Genomic DNA, 21,629 nt, shown 5'->3' on the forward strand with positions numbered 1-21,629 from the left:
CTTGGAGTTTTAGATACCTGAACTAATCCGGTGACTTCCGATTTAAGTAAATAGTCTAAATGATTTCTGTCCAGGAGTGATTTAGAGGGGATGACCTACTAGGTGTGTGATCACCAAGCGATTCTAATTAGTGAGAGTCTATTGAGCCTGTAATTTAAATTGTGTATCTGCTTATAATTAAGCCAATCATGGCTAAGGATAAGCAATATGGATAAGAAAGCTTTAGAAGCCTTCGCTCGCGAAGCCGCTAAGTCAATTAAGACTCCTTCGGATCTTGATGACTTCAGGAAAATGTTAAAATGAAAGTAGAAGCTATCCAATACGAGTCGATAATGACGCGAGAAGAGATGCGTCAAGCACTCTTTGAGTACATCGAAGTTGATTATAATCGAACAAGAAGGCACAGTGCTCTTGGGTATCTAAGCCCAGTTAACTTTGAAAAACAATATGTCGCTTAATACGTTGTCCAGTCTGACTGGAGCAGATCAGAACCGACCTTACAGCGGTAACAGACAACGATGTTGAATTCGCTTTATCGCGGATAAATTATCGACCGAAAAAAATGTTTATACTTCAATCGACTAACGGTTTTATTTAAAGAACTAGTATTGGTGGTTTGATATTAACGAGTGTCGCACTTTGCAGTTGATTTCGGAGATTATTAAACGGCATTTAATGTTTATTATTCTATTGCGTGAAATTGGTACATTAAAACAAAGTTATGGTATTACAGTCCAAATACCTACACTGATCATAGGAAGTTAAATGAACGAAATACCGCCATTAATACCTGAGTCTAATTACATTCTGTTGTCTGAGCTAATGCTATCATTGACAACAGCTTTGGATATGACGGAAGGACAACCACCGGAACATTGCATTCGTTGCTGCTGGATAGGTATGCACATAGGTGAGAAAATCGGTTTATCAGAAAGCGAACTTCATGATCTGTATTTTACCCTGTTATTAAAAGATACGGGCTGTAGTAGCAATGCAGCCCGTATTTGCGAACTCTATCTCACTGACGATCAGGAGTTTAAACGTAATTTTAAGACGGTAGGAACAAGTCTATCAAGTGTCATTAACTTTGTTATTCGCAATACCGGGAAAAATGAAAACTGGTTAACTCGCATCACTAAGACGATAGATATCTTAAAAAATGGAGATTCTTACGCTCAAGAGTTGATAGAAACTCGCTGTTCTAGAGGTGCCGATATTGCGAGAGAATTAAGGTTTAATGAAAACGTCGCATTAGGGGTTCATTCTTTAGATGAACATTGGGATGGTAATGGTCGGCCAGAAAACCTCGCCCAACAAAATATTCCATTAAACTCTCGTATTGCGTTACTCGCACAAGTTATTGACGTTTTTCAATTTGAACATAATTTCGAAACCGCGCTAAACGAGGCAAACGAAAGAAGTGGAAGCTGGTTTGATCCAACTTTAGTTTCTGCGATAAACGAAATAGGAAAGGATAACGAATTCTGCACGGTCTTAACTTCATCAAATATCATTGATAAAGTTATGGAATTAGCGCCAGCAAAAGCCAGCATACTCATTGATGATGACTACCTTGATAGTATCGTTTTTGCGTTTGGAAAAATTATCGACAGTAAAAGCCCTTTCACATCTGGCCATAGCGAGAGAGTGGCCTTATTTACTGACCTTATTGCTATCGAAATGGGGATATCAGAAGAAGAACGGAAATGGCTTAGGCGTGCAGCTTTATTGCACGATGTTGGGAAGTTAGGTGTGAGCAATACGATACTCGATAAACCTGGAAAATTAGATGACGATGAATGGTTATCAGTTCAACAGCATGCTCAATTTACTAAAGATATATTATCGCAGATAACCCCCTTTAAAAACCTATCCAATATGGCAGGCAGCCATCATGAAAAGCTTGATGGCACTGGATATCCCAACAAACTAAGTGCAGAATGCATTGGACTGTCGACCCGAATTATCACTACCGCTGATATTTTTGATGCGATTACAGCAGAACGACCTTACCGCGGAGCAGTACCAGTACCAAAAACATTGGATATAATGTCTGAAAATTTAAATACTGCGATTGATCCTGAATGCTTTGATGCATTGAAGCGTGCGTTGGATAAATTGCCAGAAGGACTGATAACTCCTGATTCTACTGTTTAGCCATCGGTTTGTAGGTAATCGTTGTAGCCCCTAAAAAGACAATAGGTTTCGCAACTCGCCGTTCCGATCACTCCTACACCTTGCAGTTTCCTGTTTGATTAAAGCAGAACAAATCCTTTCTCACGCAACTTACCAAACAAACTGCCCAAGGGATTCATGTCGGAGGACAATAAAGTTTGATCAGTTCCAATAAAGTCTGATCAGTTCCAATAAAGTCTGATCGATTTTTGGCTGTATCTAGTCAGACGGGGGCAGGTAAGCTAAAACACTTTTGCCCCATTCCGTGCTTCAAGAGTCAAGGAAGTGAACTATTTAACTCAATTAAATCATTTACGTCGTCCACTCATATTTTTCTTGAACGATCAGTTGATTCGCTTTTAGTGCATTATACCTGTTCTTTATTTTATGGATTCTTGCTATGTCACGAAGTCAACGCCTTCTAGATTTACTCCAACTTCTTCGACGCTATAAATATCCAGTCTCAGCTGAGGATCTAGCAAATAAGCTAGACGTTAGTGTAAGAACAATCTATCGAGATATAGCAACTTTGCAATCGCAAGGCGCAGAGGTCGAGGGGGAAGCTGGGCTTGGTTACATTTTAAAACCGAGCTTCGATTTGCCACCGATGATGTTTAGCTTAGAAGAGCTTGAAGCCCTTAAGTTAGGAGTTGAATGGGTGGTAAAGCAAGCAAACGGAGAATTTAACGAAGCTGCCATTGATGCACTTGCTAAGATTTCAGCTGTGTTGCCTTCTGATCATGAAGCTAAGCATACTGAGAGCGTCATCAGAGTTGCTTCAATTCTCAAAGCACCAAAGGTGATGGTTAAGCTGGCTGAGTTAAAAGCAACGATAAAAAAAGAGCATAAAGCAGAAATGCTTTACGAAGACGCTAAAGGTGCTATCAGCAAGAGGGTTGTGTGGCCAATACTTATAGGTATGTTTGAGCAACACAATATCTTGGTTGCATGGTGCGAAACACGGAACGATTACCGTAATTTTAGACTTGATAGAATTCAATCATTTTTACAACTTGAGTCTAAATACGAGCGTTCTCGTCATGCTTTACTAACTGAATGGGAAGCTCTGGAGGGCATCGAACACAAGCGCTTTCGTTACTGACAAAAACTGTCAGTACTTGTGGTTACACTTAGTTCATCCATTTTTAAAATGAAGATTTACAACTATGTTAACTATTGATTCTATTGTTCTTTATGTTGAAAACATCCAACTCAGTATGACCTTTTATAAGAAAGTCTTTGAGTGTGAACCTAAGCTTTTATCGCCAACCTTTGCGGTAGTCGAGTTTGCTGAAAACGTAAAAATCACTCTAAAACAAACTGATACACTTACGCCAAGTAGTTTAGTTAGAGGTGGCGGGACTGAACTTTCTGTCCCTGCAATTAACAGCACCGAGTTAGATAGCTTATTTGAAAAGTGGAAAGAGCAAGGAGTGAATTTTGCTCAAGAGCGCGAAGAGTCTGTATATGGTATCAATTTTGTTGCGTTAGACCTTGATGGGCATCGATTGCGAGTATTTGCTTAACATTACCTTGTTTTTCTTAAAAGCCAGCATCATTGCTGGTTCATCTAAGTCCAGAACCTTCATAGGTCGAATTTTTACCCGTGGCACTTTCTAGCTCAAAAGTGCCCCGAAACAAGTTACGAAGCATTCAGGGAACTCTTCGCTAACCTGACGTTTGACCTACTTTTCTTATGCTACAAAGAATCAAGGTCATTGAAGACGAACCTCCTTGTTATTTAAATGAAGTATACAACTCATGTTCAATGCTCACTTTTGTCTCTTAGCTTATTACGCCATTTTGAAGGTGTTGTGCCATAGAACGTTTTGAACTGCCTGATGAAATGAGTTGTGTCTTGCCACCCAATTTTCGTAGTAATCTGTTCAACCGACATATTTGAGTACTGTAGAAGCTGCGCTGCTTTGGCTAGGCGCGCTGAAGTGATCCACATACCGACCGTAAAACCTGTTTCTGACTTTACAACTGATGCGACATGGGGAGATGTGCGACCCACAGCAGACGCAACGTCACTTAAGGATATAGGAGTAAGACTGTATTTTTGAATATAGTGTAATGCCTTTCCGACTAATGGCGACTTTGTGATCTTATTGTCTATTACAGTCGTCGCACGAACGACTTCTGCTAATATCAATACAATCAGGCTCCGTTGAACATCATTACTCATCGTTGTTTCAATATTGGTTTCTTGTTTTAAGGCTTCAAACCAAGAAGTTATACGTTGTTGAGCTGGAACATCTAAATGAGCCACAGGAGCACCTCCTGAACGAACCTCTGCGAAGGGGCGCATTATCTCTTGCATTTCGTTCAAACTATAGCTTTCAGCAGAGAAACCAAGTAGCCAATAGTCTAAATTACAACCCGCGACAGAACGATATGGTACTCCGTAGGGGACAATCGTAATGCTGCCAGTAACAGATTGAGTAGTGTAGCTTTGCTCCATTTTAAATGAGCCTTTTGTAGTAAAGAGCAAACCATAGTCTGGATTTACTGACACGGTTGAGCTTTCACTGTTTACGCCTTGCTCGTGGATTACATAGCAGGGTGGCAATGGTGTTTTTGGAAGCATGGATAACAACCTACAGTTCTTTTACAAGATCTTAATATCAGCCGATACTATCTCAATCTGTGCACTCAAACAACGCAGGGTCTTTGTATATATTAACCACACACAATCCTAGTAGCTTAAACAATAAAAAGAGATTCAGGTCGTAATATTTTTGGCTTACAGAACTAGAGGAAAGAAATAATGACTAAGACTTTAGCTTTGTGGGAGGAGCAGGATAAGCACAAAGGTGATCGCTGGGAGCTGTTTAAGGCGATCGGTGCTTTTATGACTCCTCGAAAAGTACTCTATCCTGGTAGTTATGTGGACATTTCACCATCATTCGTTTTTAACGATGTCACATATGTGGATCTTGATAAACGTGCTTCAAATTTTTTTGCTGATGAATGCACTGTTAAACAGATAGTTTTCGAGCATAAAGGGAACTCAGACCCAAATATACAGTTTATCCATGGTGACTATCGCTCACTGGAGTTAAACGAAGTTGAATTCGACTTACTAATATCTCTTTATGCAGGCTTTATTTCAGAACCGTGCGGAGAGCTTTTAAGAATAGGTGGAATCTTACTTGTTAACGCTAGCCACGGAGATGCAGCTTTAGCGGCTTTAGACCCAAGATTTAAGTTGATTGCTGTCGTTCTTCGAGACAATGGAATGTATGAGGTCAACGACGAAAATCTTAAGGATTATATGAAGCCCAAGAGGCCTGAAATCATGACACGAGAAAATATATTAGCATCTGGTCGTGCGATCCCATACACAAAATCACCATTTGCATATTTGTTTAAAAGAGTAAGTTAGTAATACAGAAAATTGTAGGAAATTATATGAGTTACAATGATTTAAACGACGGGGTCTGCATGAATTATTATCACGATGTTAACAATGCGAAGGCATATACTGAAATGTGTGATGGATATAATGCTGCTGAGCAATTGCATATGCTCTCAAAGGTTCTTTCTCCTGAGGATTCTGTTTTAGAGTTAGGCTCGGGGCCTGGTAATGATCTTGAAATTCTCGCTCAGAAATTTCGAGTTACAGGCTCTGATTATTCACCAGCTTTCGTGAATATTCTCAATAAACGGCTACCAGATGTACTTAGCTTAATACTTGATGCTGTAAAAATTGAAACAGAAGCTAGGTATAATGCAGTATATTCCAATAAAGTAATGCATCATTTAAGTGATACCGAATTGCGCCAATCTTTCCGCCGTCAAGCTGAGCTGCTTTTACCTGGAGGTTTCGTTTTCCATCTAGTCTGGCAAAAAATTCAAGCACCTGAAACAACTCATGGTCTATTGTTTCATCCGAGAAGTTTAGCCAAGATGAAAGAAGCAATGGGGCAGGAGTTTAACGTTGTTGAATCAAAGGTTTTTAGCGAATTCGAAGATGGGGATTCTCTTGCTATTCTCGCACGCAAAGTATTTCAGTCGTAGTAGTGATTGTTCTGTAGTGGGTTAATGAGATTTGTCAGCTATTTGTAGGCGACTCGCGTGATTTGGAATAGAAAAAGTTATCTGAAATAGAAGGCTTTCTATCTCGTCGTAACACGGAATTGTCCAGAGGCTTCATAGACCTGAGGTTTGACTCGTGTGATCACGGAGCTAGACATTTGGTACTAAACTGACGGATTGCACTTTGCCTACTGGCAACTAGGAAGGAATTCTTCCTGGTTCAACTCATTCCTGCCCCATTCTTAGCCTTGCAGTTTATACTTATCTTGGTTGATGCTGTTTTTCTAAACTAAAGTAATGTTATTGCTCACTGAGACCAAACATAACTCTCCATTGAAATGGAGTGATGCAAGATTGGACTTTCCAACACCGTAAGATTATCAGCGTCATCTTTTGCTCCCATAGCAATAACTAACGGCAAATAATGCTCAGAGGTAGGGTGTGACTTCGTATAGTGAACAGACTTAACGTGAGGCTGTTTTGCCTCCGCTAAATTGCCTTCAAGAGCGATTTTCCGTGCCCAATTTTGGAATTTGTTTGCATAATCTGCGACGGGCTCGTGACTCATTCGAATGTCATATAAATTGTGCGTCAGGCTACCTGAGCAGATAACCGCAATATTCTGCTTACGCAATTGTTTCAAGGTATTACCGAGCTTTTCTAGTTCATCTGGTGACAGATCAACATTCAGCGACAATTGCACTATTGGCTTGTCTGCATTTGGGCGCAAGTGACACAGCGGTACCCAAACACCGTGATCCCAGCCTCGGTAATTGTCCGCCTTGGTTTCGAAACCATTGTTGGTTAATAAGTCGATGACTTTATTACCAACAATGTGTGAGCCCACAGCAGGATAGTTCAACTCGTACAATTCAGGTGGAAAGCCACCAAAGTCGTGAATGGTTTCTGGTTGGTCGTTGGTGATAACGACATTACCGCGGGCAACCCAATGTGGTGATATCACTAATATAGCTTCCACATCATCAAATTTAGCTACTTGATGGGTTAAATTATCGGTCGCCTGTTGTTGAGCCTCGATGCTTGCGCCTAACGCAAACATCGGAGAACCGTGACCAACGAACATCAGAGGTGCTAGTTTCATACTCCCTCCGGTAAATATTTAAACCAATCCAAGTACGGCCCCTGAGGAATTATGCCAGATGGATTTAGCGCAGTTACCGAGTAATAGCCCGCTTTAATATGATCGACACGAGTGTTTTTCGCAAAGGCTTCGATTTGTAATAAGCGGTCCAAATACGCTGACAACGCAGGGTAGTCAGAGATGGCTTTGATGTTAGTTTTAAATAGGCCATGGTAGGCCACATCAAATCGGATCAAGGTAACGAATAACCGAATGTCGCTTTCGGTTAGTTGGTTGCCAACGGCAAAATCGTTATTCGCAAAATGTGTTTCCAGTTCTTCTAAGCGAGCGAAAATATCAACCATGGCTTCGTCGTAAGCTTTCTGGCTGGAAGCGAATCCTGCGCGATACACGCCATTGTTTAAGCTGTCGTAGATACTGCCATTAAACTCTTCAATTTGTGACTGCAACTCAGTCGGGTACAAATTGATGTTTGAATTATGAATCGGTCGTAAGTCTTCGTTCAAAATATGAAGAATATCAGCAGACTCGTTGTTGATGATTTTGTTATCACCACAATCCCAAAGTACAGGCACAGTCGCTCGACCAGTGTATTGGTCATCAGTCATCGTATAGAGATGGAGAGCGTATTGCACTCCCTCAATGCCACTCTCTGTAGAGCCTACCGTTGAATCAGATTCACCCCCAAATTGCCAACCGAAATCTGTTAGTACTGGGTCTAAGATTTTTACGTCAATTACATCTTCTAAGTTAAACAACGAGCGAGCAATTAATGTGCGTGTTGCCCAAGGACAAATGTAAGCAGCATAGAGTCGCAAACCTTTATCGACTGCTGACTGTGCATCGTCAATGCGATTTGTAAATGCGCTGCTTTGGCGGATGAAGCGGCCTTCACTGTCTTTCTCTTGAACGGGATCCCACTTGCGTTCCCACTTACCATTTACCAACATAATCTTTCCTTTTTTCGAAGAGCCCCCTGCGAGCGTACGCCATGGGCGTCTGTTGTTTGTCTAATTTGTTTCGAGTCCAATAGCTTTTATTAAGCGGTTTTGGTTGCACCAAGTAAGCGGTTATCAATGGCAAACTTTCCGCCACCTTGAATGGCTAGCGCTAAAGTGGCAGCGAATAACGCCAAAGCAAACTCGTAACCGTTATTGCTGATAAATAAGCCATGGCTGATGTGAACGCTGAAGATTGCCACTAACATGGCAAGTGCATTGACCAGTGCTGCTGGGCGAGTCAAAAGGCCAAATATCAAGGCTAAACCTCCGAAGAATTCTGCACTGCCAGCCATCAATGCCATTAGGTAACCGGGTGCTAGCCCAATGCTTGCCATCCATTGGCCAGTGCCTTCAAGTCCATAGCCACCAAACCAGCCAAACAGCTTTTGCGCACCATGTGCAGCCAAAATGATTCCTACCGGAACTCTCAGTACTAGTGCCGCAAAGCCAGCATTGGATTGAATTACTTTGTTAAAAATGTGCTTGTTCATGGTATTTCCCTCAGAGTTGATTTATTCAAGTAAGTCTTAACTTGGGAATAAGATTAATCCTTCTCCTTTAGATGATAAATGGCATTATCATTGAATGATTTCCAATGTATTGTTGGTAATTGACTTATTAAAAGGATTTGTTTAATGGATAGGATTGACACCATGAAGGCGTTTCTCACTGTCTCTAGAGAAGGCAGTTTTACCAAGGCAGCAGAGAAACTGGGAACGTCAAATCAGTTGGTCAGTAAGTACGTATCTCATTTGGAGGAACAACTCGGGGTACGCCTGCTTAACCGCACGACGAGAAAAGTACACCTTACAGAAGCGGGCGAGCGATGTGTGCAACACGTTCAGCACATTTTGGAAAGTATTCAAGACATGGAAGGGAGCATGGGGCAGTTAAAGAATGAGGCGCAAGGTTTACTGCGTATCAGTGCTCCGGTGACTTTTGCTACCAAGCATCTCGCTTCACTTATTCGGGATTTTAAGCAGCTCAATCCGGCTGTGGGTATCGATTTGCAACTCAACGATCGGAAAGTCGATGTGGTTGAGGAGGGCTTTGATTTAGCGTTACGGATCGGGCAATTAAAAAGCTCATCCTTAATTGCAAAGCGTGTTGCTCCGGTTCGGTTGGTTCTGTGTGCTTCCCCAGACTATCTTGAACGGCATGGAACGCCAGAGCATCCGGAACAGCTTATTCCAGAGCATCTGCTAAGCTACAGCTACATGGATTACAGTCAATCCGAGTCCCCACTTATGAATGCGCTGAAGCGCTCGTCAAAAGAGGAGAGTTCCGGTATTTCCTGCAACAACGGCGATATCCTCGTTGAGTCCGCTATAGCGGGAGAGGGCTATGTTTTTCAACCCACCTTTATCGTGTCTGACGCAGTAAAGAAGGGCCAACTTAACGTTATTCTAAAAGAGTTTGAGCCAGAACCCATGGCGCTATATGCGGTGTATCCGCACCGTAAGCTGATTGCGACTAAGTTGAGTGTTTTTATCGAGTTTCTCAGTAACTATTATGGTGATTTACCGTATTGGGATGATGTTTTTTAAGACTTGAACGGCTCCTGTAGTGGCTAAGTGAACTTGGCCACGTAGCTAGAGATTTGCAATACCTGAGTTAATCCTTTAAATGCTAATTTAGCAGAATCACTGACTCATAAATGTTCAAAAGTTTGTTCGAGGAAGCTGTAATATGTGTGCTGTACTAATACCTTGCCAACTAACGAAGTGATCTGAACCAGTGATACTGGACATTCACGTAAGCGACTTTTCCATACTTTTGATAATTCAAATTTTGCTAAATTGGAATTATCACTAAAAGGATATGTCCAGAAGTGTGCTGGAAGGGCATGCGGGTACACGAAAATGCCCTATTCTTTGTTAACCAAAGCTTGATTAAATCTCCTTGAGTTTCAATGCAATGAGCAAGGCTGCGCAGCTACTTACTGAAAATAAGATGAGTACCGCCGTTATATTCCACTGTGCAATGACCGCGCTGATTGCTCCGTATACCAGTAAAAGAATACCAATGACCGTATTACTCACTGACACATAGTCGGTTCTTTGGTTGCCGTCTGCCATGTCGATCAGATAAGTCTTCCGCCCTAAACGGACTCCTTGGTGTGTAATTGCGAGCAAAAAATAAATAAGAAGGTAAACAATTAAGACAGTCATCGAAGACAAAGCCGATTCGATTGTCACCTGGAATAGAGCCGTACACAGAAAAATACTTATGGAGAGCGCCGCCGTTAACAAGATCACATGGCGACTGCTGCGATCCGCCAACAACCCCCAAAACCAACCACTGATCAAGTTGGCCATTCCTGTTAAGATCACAAACAGCAGAACGCCACCAAGGTCAGTGTGTGGGGTTGCCAGTAAAACAATAAATGGAGCCGCTAGACCAGAACTCATTAACAGTGCTCGTACCATTACAAAGCGTTGAAATTGAGTATCGCTACGTAAAAGGTTAAGGTTCTTTATTGCTACTTTAAATCCGTTGCCTGCACCTTCAGTTGCGCCCTCATATTCAACAATCAACCCAAAACTGATGGCGGCAAACACCCAGAATAGGCTGGCAATCACCAGCATTGTGACCACAAAATTAATTGAACCATACTGAAAAGCCAGCATGCTACCAGTGACCAGTAGGGTAATGATGCCCGATAGGCTAGCGCTTAGACCGCCCAATCGACCGCGTCGAGCTTTAGGAATCGTTTTTCCTAGTACATCTTTGTTGGCAATAGAGCAGAGTCCGCGGCTAAGCGAGAAAATAACCAGTAACACGATAATCGTCCAGCCAAGCCTAGCGCCGTTGAGCTGAAGAGCCGAGATAGCCATTAAAGCAACAGCCGCTCCCTGTAACAACGATCCGATAACATAAAATTGTTTTCGGTGCTGGAATTGACGAACGATTCCACCCAATATTAGTTGCGGAATCAGAGAGCCAGACTCGCGAATGGGAACTAACAGTGCGGTGAAAAAAGCGGGTGCTCCGGCGGAGGTCAGGAGCCAAGGCAGCACGACTTTACTGCTGGTGAATGAATCTGCTAGCTTGGTGCTTAGCTGAGCAATTAATATTTTAAAAAAATTACCGGGCACCTCACTACAAGCTAAGTCAGAGATACCAGTGCATGCCCGAGCATCTTCTTCGTTTGAGAGCCGTTGATAGAGGGTTGTACTATTAAGTTTCATTTATGATCTCCTTAGGTTACCTATACGGGTAGTAAGGGACATAAGTTCATTTACACGCTCAAGTACATAACCAGATTTTTGACAACGTACAAATAGAGAACCAACGAGAGGCTAACTCAGTCATTCATTGAGCTCTCTACTGAATATTAGAAACGAGCCGAATTCAATTGACTCGAAACGATAAAGCAAGTGATGCTAATGAATGTGACAGGCGGTTGATCACACTGGCTTGATCATTGACCCCCTCAGTTTGCTCCAAGTTACTTGTTGATGCATCTCGGAGATTCGAAATATTTCGGGTCACTTCTTGTGACACCATACTTTGCTGTTCGGTCGCCGTGGATATTTGCATAGTTAAGTCTGAAATATCGGAAATAGTATCGTAAACTTTTGCCACGAGAAGTTCTGTTTCTTGGGCCTCGGCCGCACAAGTTTCAGCGGCTTCTTTCCCTGATTCCATTTTTTTTGACCATGAAATGAGAGTGGTATGAATTTCAGATACCGATGTGTGTATCTGCTCGGTTGCAGATTGTGTTCGAGTTGATAAAGCCCGCACTTCATCGGCGACAACAGCGAAACCTCTGCCATGTTCTCCTGCCCTTGCGGCTTCAATGGCTGCGTTGAGAGCGAGTAAGTTGGTCTGCTCCGATATTCCCTTGATTTCGTGCATAATATCGCTGATCTTTTCTACTTCGGTGGAGAGTCCAATGGCTGACGTCGCTGATTCTTCGACTTCTTTTGCTAACGCATTGACTTCGTCCATCGTGTGTCGCATTGCCTTTGTAGCCGCTTCACAGTCACGATGAGCTTGTTCCATTTTGTGACTTGAACTCACGGTATTCTGTGCAACTTCATCGATTGTTTGAGTCATCTCTTCCGATGCGGTTGAAATTTGCAATAGCTCCCCGACACCTTGTTCTGTCGAGTTTTTTAATTGAGTGACGGTATTGTTAAGCGATGTTGAGCCATCCGCAAGTATGTGGCTAGAGTCGATAACACGCCCGATAATTGTTCGGATTTGACCTTCCAGTAGTTTTACATGGAAGTCGCATACACTGTTAGGTTTATCGCCAGAGTAGACGTATCTTGAGACACTATCGTATTTATCTTGTTGTTCTTTAGTATAACGAGCCATTCTGAATATTTCGTCTCTGAACAGAAGAAGTGGCATAAGAAGCAATAAGATAGCGAATAGGTAAGAATAAGACGTTAAATATATAATGGGTATACCGCACACCAAAAATAACAACAATTTGTATTTTTCAAATAGGTCAACCGACTTCGAACGAATAGGCTTTCCTTGCTTAACTCTTTTGTACATCTTAGTCGCAGCACTTTTATACTTAGTGTCTAAGGTTCTTCTCACGGACTGATAACCCGTGATTTCTCCGTTGCTGTAGATAGGAGTAACAAAAGCATCTACCCAATAGTAGCGGCCATCTTTACATCGGTTTTTTACTGCGCCTCGCCAGGGCTGCCCTTGTTTAAGGTGTTGCCAAAGATCAAAAAAAGCCTCTTTGGGCATATCTGGGTGTCGAACCATATTATGGTTTTTGCCGATTAACTCGTCACGTGAGTATCCCGAAATTGAGCAAAACGCGTCATTAGCGTAGGTAATCACCCCTCTGGGGTCTGTTGTTGAAACAAGCTCTTCTGAAGATGCAAAGTCGACCTCGTCGTCGATAGTATCTTGGTTTCGTCTTCCCATATTATTATCCTACCTAGCCTAAATAGTTTCGTTATTCTTTAGATACATCCACTAACGCTAATATTTTAGTTCATTTAGAGGGAATTGGTTGGGCGGTACGATAATTAAAGACGCTGAATCTGTTTTTAGTTGGATAGTTCTAACACGCCCTCACACAAGCAATACAAATGGATTGTCTACCAATGAAGAAATTGTGATCGCTCAACAGTCGGTAGAACTTCTGTAGTCTCAACGACTGTAAACAACAGAAAGACGAGCCACAATGGCTCGCCTTTCTATATAGATGGAACGGTTTGTCAAATTAAAGAGAGCGCACAGTCAAAGAAGCAATAACGCTTTACATTAGTTTGCTCTTTATGTGTTTCGAGAGAGATTCTAACAGCCAGTATTTTCAATTCTCACGGTACACTCACAACCTTCAGCCGGACAGGTCCCGCCTGATCTCCCCCCAAATGAGTCATAAATGACGTAGCAACCTTCGGGAAGAACCTCAATATTGTTGCTGCCTAGGTCTTGGTCAGAGAAATTGTGCTCAAAACCAACGACAGTGTGGCGATTACCAATTGCGGTAGTAAAATCATCAGTGGTTCCTAATGTTAGAAAGTCGAGCATGGTAAGCTTACCCCCTGACTCACCGACACTCTCCGGACACAGTGTGGCCCAGTCAACTTCGACTGTACCGATACCAAAATCAATAACATAATCACCTTGTGCATTACTACTAGAGCCCGCCGTGGGGTTTGAGTTACTAGGCGTTAATCCAGCAATCGCCGCTTTGGCATTAACCTGAGTGATCACTCCTTCCATAGCACCAGCCACACCTTCAAGTACCGATACTCTGGCAGACTCTTGCAAGTTTAAAAATCGAGGCGCAGCAACGACAGCGAGCACACCAAGAATGACAATAACAGCCACTAATTCAATTAATGTAAAACCACTCTTTTTCATCACGTTCTCGGTAACTAAATATATTTTATTAAAGCTGTCACGTTTTAACATGCATTCATATATAGATCACGCGCAATGTATAAATTTGATTGATGAAGCGGCTGAATGAGGTGATCAATACATTCTTGCGTTATGCGGCATTCTCTGGTTGTGCGACCTTGTTCGTTTGCTTCCGATCCTTGCTGGGCCACGACAGTAGAACGCAAGAAATAACAATAACCGTTCCCCCTAAGGCGGTTAACCAATCAGGGATTTCGTTCCAAAAAATGACACCCCATAAAATATTAAATGCGAGTCCGATGTAGCGCGTCACAGCAACAACCCCAGCATTTTCATGCGTAAAGGCCTTGGTTAAAAATATTTGCCCAAGTAACGAAACCACACCAATCGCAACCAAGTACAACCATGTGATGCCTTGTGGCATGACAAACGTATCTTTCATTAACACGGCTGATATTACGGTCGCGGTCGCCAAAAAGTAGAATATAATTTCATACGTATGGTGGTTTTTGCTGAGCTGTTTAATGGTTATTGAGGCTCCTGCTGCAAATATCGCGCTCGCAATACCAGCGAGAGCATAAATATTAAATGCACTGAATCCAAACGGGTCAATCACCAGCGCAACGCCCACTAAAATCATGGGTAATAATAACTTGGCTTTGGTCGGTAAGCGTTCGCCGAGCACAAGGTTAGAAAGCACAATCACAAAAAAGGGGGATAAATAAGCCAGAATAGCCGCATCAGCCAACGGAATATGCGCAATGGTATACACAAAGGCAAGCAGATATAACGCGCCAAATACACCCCGAAGCACTAACAGTGGCACTCCTTGGTTTGAAAATGTAACTCGTGCCTGGAACATCAAAAAAAGCACCAAACAGGTACCAATAATACTGCGAAAGAAAACAATTTCTGCACTTGGAATCGTTAAGCTTGCCGCTTTAACCAGTGCGTTCATCGCACTAAAAACGAGTGCGGATGCAATCGCCAACAAAACACCTTTATTCATTATGATTTCTTATTTTTATTGGGTAAAGTTTGTGATCGAGTGACCGTAAAATAATGTCGACAACCTGCTGAGAGGATTGCCTTAAATTGCCGATCAGATCGTTATTTTGGGAATGTATTGGTTGCTGGCAGTGCAGTTCATACCATTGTTCAAACCGAACGATAAACTGTGAAACCGCAACAACAGGAAGCTGTAACGCCTTGCTCAGGAAATAGAAAACATACATAGCCCTCATGTCTTCGACGGGCACTCGGGGCAAGGTAAGACGATGGTTTTGATAAGATGCCTTGGTAAACGGCACGGCTGAAAAATCAAAATAGTGCCCAGCTTCGTCAGGATCAGAAAAAGGATCGATCAAAATAGAGGCATAACGCACGTAGAGCAAATATTCTTGCTTAGTGGTTGTATAATGGCTGAAATTTTCAATGTCACAGCGTGGAATGCTTTGCGCTAAAACAGGGTAGTTATCATCGTTTAGAAACTTGAGTAAGTTGATGGGCTCGGCATTGAGTTTTTTAACGATGCTTGAAATGTCTTTCCACAATTGCACCATTTCCTTCATGACGGTTGGGGTAATGGGGCCTTCAGGAAAAAGCTTATACATGTACTTTGGCGATCCGTCTTTTTCCAATATTTGCGCTAAAGAAAATGCGTTAACAAACAGTGGAGGGTGGACATAAGCCGTAATGCTTCTTGCCTCGACACTAAAACAATCAGCTAAAGTCACCACTTCAATATCGACTGAATTTAGCATATCCACTAAGGAGCTTACTGCGCGCGATTTATTCGATAATGCAGTGCAGTCATATGTAACCGAATTGCTAGTGGACATATTGTATACGGGCGAATTATAGGTCGATAAATAGATGCGTTTCTTACGCGCTTTGGTTGTGACACTCACGCGACTGATTGCCTGTTTTTTACTGGCATCTTCGAGTGCTGAACTCTTATTATCCCAAGCCATGTTTTTGGTCGCCGCAAAGTAAGTCGAGAGGCTCAATATCTCAACATCACGATTGGCATATTCAAATTGATGTTTCACAACTAAGTGCGAGCCAAATGAGGAAGACAGAAGTATCACGCGTCTAACGTTATCGAGTTGTTGCAATGGAACGCGCTTCAATACCTCCTGGTACGCATCAGCTGGAACACAAAGCACTATGGTATCCCACTGATTGTTAATCTGTGTTAATTGCTCATAACATCGATCAAAATGCGCGACACCAGCCAGCGATGCTAATGCTGTTTTGGCTGGGCTTACAGAGACTTGACCACATTTTTTGTATTGCTGTAGGAATTCGAACCAATGATCAGAGCATCGACTCGCAATACCGAGTTGCCGTGTCCAACCTCGTGAAAGTATCACAGCCACTTGAATTGCTGCTGGGCCAGCACCGATCAGTAGCGTATTACCGAGTACATCGTTCATTGGTTGCTTTTCTGGATGACTTCGAGTTTTAGGGAGAGTACCTTGAGTTGTCGAATTGATATGAGGCATGTCAGCATTTCTCCATCATGATCACATCGTACACCGCCTGCTTATTGTCCAGTGAAGTGCTACGCCAACCCATCGATAAATTGGGGTTAAATGGGTAATTGAATGCCGATTTTATGCCATTACCGAAGCGCACCAAAATACAGGTGCTGTCGGAAATGAGTGGGCGAAGCTGTGCTAAGACTTCCCATTTATGTTCAACCAGCGACGCTATGATCACATGAGTGGGTGTATAACGCTGTAACACATCCTTGAGTGTGTCGTGAGTAAACGAAACCTTTTGGCTTGTGTAGCCAAGATCCGAGGCAAGTTTTACTGCTTTTTCATCAATATCGACCCCCAGCACATCTGCCCCCGTCAATTGCGCAATAGTAAAAGCAGAGAGTGGATAAGAGCCTGAACCGATGAACAGCACCTTGGAATCTAGAGAAATTCTCGCTTCTTGCAACTCTGTTGATGCGCTGACACTCAGCCTGTTTAGGTATTGAGTTACATCCAAAGTATGTTGCTTTGCACACGCTGATTGATGCCTTTCCAACAGACATAAAGCATGAATCGCTGTTTCTCTTAATCTTTTTAGCTGTCTATCTACTTCACCACAGAGTAAATGACGTTGCCATATAGCTTGATGATTAGGGTCGCGGATAAAATCACACAGTTGATCTAAACCGTCCTGAACGAGTACGAAACAATGGCAATTTTCCAAGCTATATCGAGACAAGGCTGCAAGCCGTGCTTCAAAAACGGCCATCTCACTCAGAAGTTGATATTTCTCTGTCGGCATAAGTTGTGTTTCTCATTTCTCGATTTTGTATTTAATCGATTATCTAATTGATCAACAGATTAAATAAGCGATCACTTAATCTAGATTTATAAAAACATCAGTCTAAACAGCCGCTAGGTATTGACTATAGGAGCGAGTGGGGCGAGTCGGCGTGACATGCCAATGGCCTTGGTTGCAACACCCTACATCCACTTCAACCTGGTAAACGTGTTCAAGTAAATCCGGTTTGAGTACGTCTTTAGGCTCACCGGATGCGACCACGTTGCCTTCATTAAGCAATAGAAGTTGGTCGCTGTAGCGTGCTGCCAACGATAAATCATGCAATACCGCTACAGTCACAGCGCCACTGTCACGGGTGTATTGCTTAGCCAGGTCTAACACTTGAACCTGGTGGCGTAAATCCAACGCGCTGGTGGGTTCATCGAGCAACAGTATTTTGGGTTTCGATATCAGTGCTTGTGCCATCGCCACCATTTGTTGCTGACCCCCGCTAAGTGCACTGAATCGCCGTGTCGCAATGGGTAAAATACCTAAGGATTTCAGCATGTTTTCGGCAAGTAATTGTTGCTGTTCACTAATCTTCCATGTCAGTTGGTTCACCAATCCCAGCAGCACCATTTCAATCACCGAGAGTTGGCTAGGAGATTTGTTCAATTGACATAAATAAGAAAAACGACGGATAGGGATCGGCTCTGAGCCACTTCGACTCAACACAGCACCGTGATAAGGAATGGTGCCCAATATGGCCTTCAACAAAGTCGTTTTTCCGGTGCCATTGGGGCCTAAAACAGCGGTGAATTGCCCACCTTGAAACTTGGCAGATAGGTCACTAAGAATAGGTTTTCCACCTAACGAAACGCAAAGTTGTTCAACACAAAGATAATTCATTATGTAAACCTTTTACTGACCAGCAAATAGAGAAGAAACGGTACGCCCACTAGCGATGTGACAATGCCAATAGGAATGATCGTTCCAGGTACGACTAATTTTGATACGAGTGAGGCAAGGGTTAAGACAAGTGCGCCCATCATGGTGGCCATGGGTAAGTAAAATCGCTGATCTTCCCCCACCAACATGCGTGACAGATGCGGAGCCACCAATCCAACAAACCCGATTGTTCCGACAAAAGACACCGCACCAGCCGTTAACATTGAACAAAGAAGAAACATGCGTAGCCTGAGTTTATCGGTTCTAACTCCTAGGCTTTGAGCGCGTTCATCTCCCGTCGACAAAGCCGTCAATGCCCATATTTGTGGCGCAACATACACAAGTGAAAAGACTAAAATGACACCGGCTACCCAGGCGGACGTCCAACTGGCTTTTAACAAACTGCCAAACAGCCAAAAAACAATCTGCTGCAAGACTTCTGGTGAGGCCATGTACTGAACCAGAGATTGCAATGCTTGAAAGAAAAACAGCACGACGATACCCGCAAGGATCAGCACTTTTGCGTCCATGTTCCGCCCTTTGCCGATTGAGAAAATGGTGAAACTAGAGAGTGCAGAAGCAATAAAGGCAGACACTGGAACGCCTAGCCACGCGTGCCCAAAAATAGTGAGACCAGACAACATCGCTACCGCCGCTCCAAACCCCGCTGCCGCCGAAACGCCTAAGGTGTATGGGCTTGCTAACGGATTTGCCAACAAGGTTTGCATTAACCCTCCAGCAAGGCCTAAGGAAGCGCCAACCACCAAACATGTCAGCGTTAATGGCAGCCTTAACTGCCAAATAATGGTGGAGTGAAGAGAGTCTCCATTAGGCCCAAGCCATATGGTATTCATTATATCGCTGACACCCATCCATGAAGATCCAATACCAAGGTCAGCAATGACCACCAAGCACAATGCAACTGTCGTCAACCAAATAAAGCGCAATCGCGATCGATTTAGTGCTGCATAAATGCCGCTAGATGGAGAGATCTCTGAAATAGAGGTGTCAACTACCGTTTTCATTAGCCATCAACCTTAATCATGAAAGTACCGTCGAGTTTTTGAGGCATGAATTGCTCAAAAAAGGCTTGGTGAGTTTTCTTTGGATCAATGTCTTTAAAAGCTTCAGGGTAAATAGATTTAGCGAGATACTGTAAGAACACATGGTCATAAATAGTACGCGTACCAGAGTGATACATCCCATAAAAATCGTTGTTCTTTATCGCACTGAGTTGATCCCAACCTTGACGCTTCAAGTAAGGCGCATAACGGGCTTGGGCTTGCTCTTCAGTTGTGCCGAATCCAAGTAATGCGCTGTCATCATATTTAGACCAGTGAGCACCAGAGACAAAGATCACTTCTGGATTTTGGCTTAGGACGTATTCAGGCGTTAGATGGGCAGAGCCTTCAAACTTACCCGTTGCAATATTTTTTGCCCCAGCAAGATCGAGCAATTTTCCCCACATCGAGGTGGAGTAGCTTTTACCATATTCATCGGCACCACCGGTACCAATTTCCACATACACTCGGCGAGCTGGATTTTTTGTCAAATAGTCAGTAACGCGGTGTTGAACATCGATAACCGTCGATTCATATTCACTGGCTATTTTCTCTGCTCTGCCGTTTGTGCCCATGACTTTGCCGATCACGCGAGTGCTGGCTAAATGCTTCTCGACGGTTTGAGCATTGAAATCAATCACGACCACTTTGATCCCCGTGCTTTCTAATAAATCGACTTTTTCCCCTAGGGATTTATATTGCCAAGCCGCCAATATTGCGACATCTGGTTTAACGGTGAGCAATTTTTCAAGATTAAACGTTCCGGTATAAATGGAACCAGAATCTTCGATTGTATTTAACTCAGGTATGATTTTTGTGTACGTTGTCCACTGGGATTGACGATAATCTTTCCAAGAAGCCTTAGGGAAAATCGCCACCTTGGTGTAGGCATCCGGCCCAGCTATGGCAAGAAAGTCCTCAAAATAAAAACCAAGAAACACCCGTTCAGCCGGTTTTTCTAAAATGATGTCTCTACCCATTACGTCTTTGAATTCAATATCCGCTTGAACAGGTGTCGCGATAACGCCACACGCCATTGCCATGGATAAGAGTAATTTGCTCAATCCTTTCATCGTTTTTCTCTACAATTGATTAAAATAAATAATGATATGTTATAACATAACGATAGCGCGAAAATTAACCCAAATGAGAATTAATATCAAATGTTATTTTGTCGTTACTCTAGAGTTTGAAGCCCATTCGTAAAAAGCGGACGTCGTCTTGATAGAATTCTCTATTTATTGGGTGGCTGTAGAGAATGAGAGAATTATTTGAGTTTAATTGTAGTGGTTTTAATCGTTGAGGGTTCAATCCCGATCAGATGCAGTATAGATGACTAAGCCTCTTTTATTGGCGTAAATGTTCAATTACTGCTCAATGATTTTGCGTAAGCTCAAGTAAAAAGGAGATGTTATGCAACCAACAAAAAAATCGTATTTACAGGTCATTAACCTAGCTATTTTATTGGCTTTAAGTTCAGGTGTTAGTTCTAGTGGATTGGCGAATGAGTCAATTACTATGAGCGCTTCGTCTACGATAAACAGTCAGTCTTTAGAAATAGCCCAAGCTGGCACGACGTTATATGCGGCAAAATCGCAGTGGAACCGTGAACAATTTTCACTCGTGGTCAAGACAGGTCATGAAAAGCAGCGAGGCGAAATTGTGATTGATGGCGCGTCAGTGCAGGCGTTTAATCTGCAAAATCAGTTATTATGGGAAGACAGTCGAGTTGATCAAAAGGTCTGTTTGCCCGAACTGTTTGGCGAATTTATTCGCGCCCACTTAGAGGAGCTAAAACAAGGTCAATCGATCTCATGTGTCGGCCCCATCATCAAGGCAAAAAAATTAGCGCCATTTAAAATCTATCTTGAAAAACAAACCAACAACGCATTGCTGTTCAAAGTTGGCCCTGGGTCCATTGGAATGTGGTTTTTTATGGATGAAGTTTCTATCAGTATGAATACCGATGCCACACAAATATTGTCGTATCGTGGTGTTTCACCAGCGCCCAAAACCCTCGAAGGCAAAATGGCTTACTTGAATATTGTGACGCCACTAACCGAACCACTTGATGTTGCCGAACTGAAAGCGTCTATTCTCTGGTAAGGTAAATGGGCATATGAATTTAACCGTTTTTGTCACGAATGGTTTATCGCACTTGGCGTATCAAGGTCGGTTTATATGCTC

At 42.7% G+C, this 21,629-nt stretch carries 20 protein-coding genes and 1 pseudogene; 8 read left to right on the forward strand and 13 right to left on the reverse strand.

Annotation, left to right across the window (positions count from 1 at the left end; all coding sequences use genetic code 11):
* Positions 1-299: 299 nt before the first annotated feature.
* From A1QO_RS20135 to A1QO_RS16560, 4 genes and pseudogenes are all read left to right on the forward strand, one after another.
* Positions 300-458, forward strand: a pseudogene (locus tag A1QO_RS20135) (IS3 family transposase); the annotation flags it as partial.
* 307 nt (positions 459-765) lie between these two features.
* Positions 766-2,157 carry an HD-GYP domain-containing protein gene (locus A1QO_RS16550; RefSeq protein ID WP_017037474.1) on the forward strand — a complete coding sequence of 464 codons (1,392 nt, stop codon included), beginning with the start codon at positions 766-768 and terminating at the stop codon, positions 2,155-2,157.
* Positions 2,158-2,575: 418 nt separating this feature from the next.
* Positions 2,576-3,277 (forward strand): helix-turn-helix transcriptional regulator, encoded by a 702-nt coding sequence (locus A1QO_RS16555; RefSeq protein WP_017041541.1) that lies wholly within the window; start codon positions 2,576-2,578, stop codon positions 3,275-3,277.
* 64 nt (positions 3,278-3,341) lie between these two features.
* Entirely contained in the window at positions 3,342-3,701 is a 360-nt protein-coding gene (locus A1QO_RS16560; RefSeq protein ID WP_017041542.1) for a VOC family protein, read from the forward strand.
* Between the two features lie 239 nt (positions 3,702-3,940).
* On the opposite strand, the gene A1QO_RS16565 is transcribed toward A1QO_RS16560, so the two are convergent.
* Positions 3,941-4,765, reverse strand: a complete 825-nt coding sequence (locus A1QO_RS16565; RefSeq protein ID WP_017041543.1) for a helix-turn-helix domain-containing protein — start codon at positions 4,763-4,765, stop codon at positions 3,941-3,943.
* A gap of 180 nt (positions 4,766-4,945) precedes the next feature.
* Between A1QO_RS16565 and A1QO_RS16570 the strand changes: the two genes are divergently transcribed.
* Together A1QO_RS16570 and A1QO_RS16575 are read left to right on the forward strand one after the other, a co-directional pair.
* Complete coding sequence (locus A1QO_RS16570; protein WP_017041544.1) at positions 4,946-5,563, forward strand: hypothetical protein; 618 nt, start codon at positions 4,946-4,948, stop codon at positions 5,561-5,563.
* A 26-nt stretch (positions 5,564-5,589) separates the two neighbouring features.
* Complete coding sequence (locus tag A1QO_RS16575; RefSeq protein ID WP_017041545.1) at positions 5,590-6,198, forward strand: class I SAM-dependent methyltransferase; 609 nt, start codon at positions 5,590-5,592, stop codon at positions 6,196-6,198.
* A 325-nt stretch (positions 6,199-6,523) separates the two neighbouring features.
* Here A1QO_RS16575 and A1QO_RS16580 read toward each other — a convergent pair whose 3' ends face one another.
* The 3 genes from A1QO_RS16580 to A1QO_RS16590 form a co-directional block, all read right to left on the reverse strand.
* The gene (locus A1QO_RS16580; RefSeq protein ID WP_017033935.1) at positions 6,524-7,318 is read right to left on the reverse strand and encodes a DODA-type extradiol aromatic ring-opening family dioxygenase; all 795 of its coding nucleotides are present in this window, start codon (positions 7,316-7,318) and stop codon (positions 6,524-6,526) included.
* A complete protein-coding gene (locus A1QO_RS16585) occupies positions 7,315-8,268 on the reverse strand; it encodes a glutathione S-transferase family protein (RefSeq protein ID WP_017037257.1) in 954 nt (317 codons plus the stop codon). Before A1QO_RS16585 ends, A1QO_RS16580 begins: the two co-directional genes overlap by 4 nt.
* 89 nt (positions 8,269-8,357) lie before the next feature.
* The gene (locus A1QO_RS16590; protein ID WP_017041546.1) at positions 8,358-8,810 is read right to left on the reverse strand and encodes a DoxX family protein; all 453 of its coding nucleotides are present in this window, start codon (positions 8,808-8,810) and stop codon (positions 8,358-8,360) included.
* A 144-nt stretch (positions 8,811-8,954) separates the two neighbouring features.
* Here A1QO_RS16590 and A1QO_RS16595 point away from each other — a divergent pair, with 144 nt between their 5' ends.
* On the forward strand, positions 8,955-9,866 hold the full coding sequence (locus A1QO_RS16595; protein WP_017041547.1) for a LysR family transcriptional regulator: 912 nt from the start codon (positions 8,955-8,957) through the stop codon (positions 9,864-9,866).
* A 345-nt stretch (positions 9,867-10,211) separates the two neighbouring features.
* On the opposite strand, the gene A1QO_RS16600 is transcribed toward A1QO_RS16595, so the two are convergent.
* The 9 genes from A1QO_RS16600 to A1QO_RS16640 form a co-directional block, all read right to left on the reverse strand.
* Positions 10,212-11,510: an MFS transporter gene (locus A1QO_RS16600; RefSeq protein WP_017037254.1), complete on the reverse strand. Its 1,299-nt coding sequence runs from the start codon at positions 11,508-11,510 to the stop codon at positions 10,212-10,214.
* A 163-nt stretch (positions 11,511-11,673) separates the two neighbouring features.
* A complete protein-coding gene (locus A1QO_RS16605; protein ID WP_017041548.1) occupies positions 11,674-13,218 on the reverse strand; it encodes a methyl-accepting chemotaxis protein in 1,545 nt (514 codons plus the stop codon).
* A 375-nt stretch (positions 13,219-13,593) separates the two neighbouring features.
* On the reverse strand, positions 13,594-14,166 hold the full coding sequence (locus A1QO_RS16610; RefSeq protein ID WP_431354864.1) for a type II secretion system protein: 573 nt from the start codon (positions 14,164-14,166) through the stop codon (positions 13,594-13,596).
* 130 nt (positions 14,167-14,296) lie between these two features.
* Positions 14,297-15,175, reverse strand: a complete 879-nt coding sequence (locus A1QO_RS16615; RefSeq protein WP_017041550.1) for a DMT family transporter — start codon at positions 15,173-15,175, stop codon at positions 14,297-14,299.
* Positions 15,168-16,673, reverse strand: a complete 1,506-nt coding sequence (locus A1QO_RS16620) for an opine metallophore biosynthesis dehydrogenase (protein WP_017041551.1) — start codon at positions 16,671-16,673, stop codon at positions 15,168-15,170. Before A1QO_RS16620 ends, A1QO_RS16615 begins: the two co-directional genes overlap by 8 nt.
* Position 16,674: 1 nt before the next feature.
* Positions 16,675-17,454, reverse strand: coding sequence for a nicotianamine synthase family protein (locus A1QO_RS16625; protein WP_017039298.1), 780 nt, complete (start codon positions 17,452-17,454; stop codon positions 16,675-16,677).
* 102 nt (positions 17,455-17,556) lie between these two features.
* Complete coding sequence (locus tag A1QO_RS16630) at positions 17,557-18,342, reverse strand: ABC transporter ATP-binding protein (RefSeq protein ID WP_017041552.1); 786 nt, start codon at positions 18,340-18,342, stop codon at positions 17,557-17,559.
* Positions 18,342-19,406, reverse strand: coding sequence for a FecCD family ABC transporter permease (locus tag A1QO_RS16635; RefSeq protein ID WP_017041553.1), 1,065 nt, complete (start codon positions 19,404-19,406; stop codon positions 18,342-18,344). The genes A1QO_RS16630 and A1QO_RS16635 overlap by 1 nt, the downstream gene beginning before the upstream one ends.
* Positions 19,406-20,515: an ABC transporter substrate-binding protein gene (locus A1QO_RS16640; RefSeq protein ID WP_017041554.1), complete on the reverse strand. Its 1,110-nt coding sequence runs from the start codon at positions 20,513-20,515 to the stop codon at positions 19,406-19,408. The genes A1QO_RS16635 and A1QO_RS16640 overlap by 1 nt, the downstream gene beginning before the upstream one ends.
* A 340-nt stretch (positions 20,516-20,855) precedes the next feature.
* Between A1QO_RS16640 and A1QO_RS16645 the strand changes: the two genes are divergently transcribed.
* Positions 20,856-21,548 carry a hypothetical protein gene (locus A1QO_RS16645; protein WP_017041555.1) on the forward strand — a complete coding sequence of 231 codons (693 nt, stop codon included), beginning with the start codon at positions 20,856-20,858 and terminating at the stop codon, positions 21,546-21,548.
* Positions 21,549-21,629 lie beyond the last annotated feature (81 nt).

Source organism: Vibrio genomosp. F10 str. ZF-129 (assembly GCF_000287055.2).
GTDB lineage: Bacteria > Pseudomonadota > Gammaproteobacteria > Enterobacterales > Vibrionaceae > Vibrio.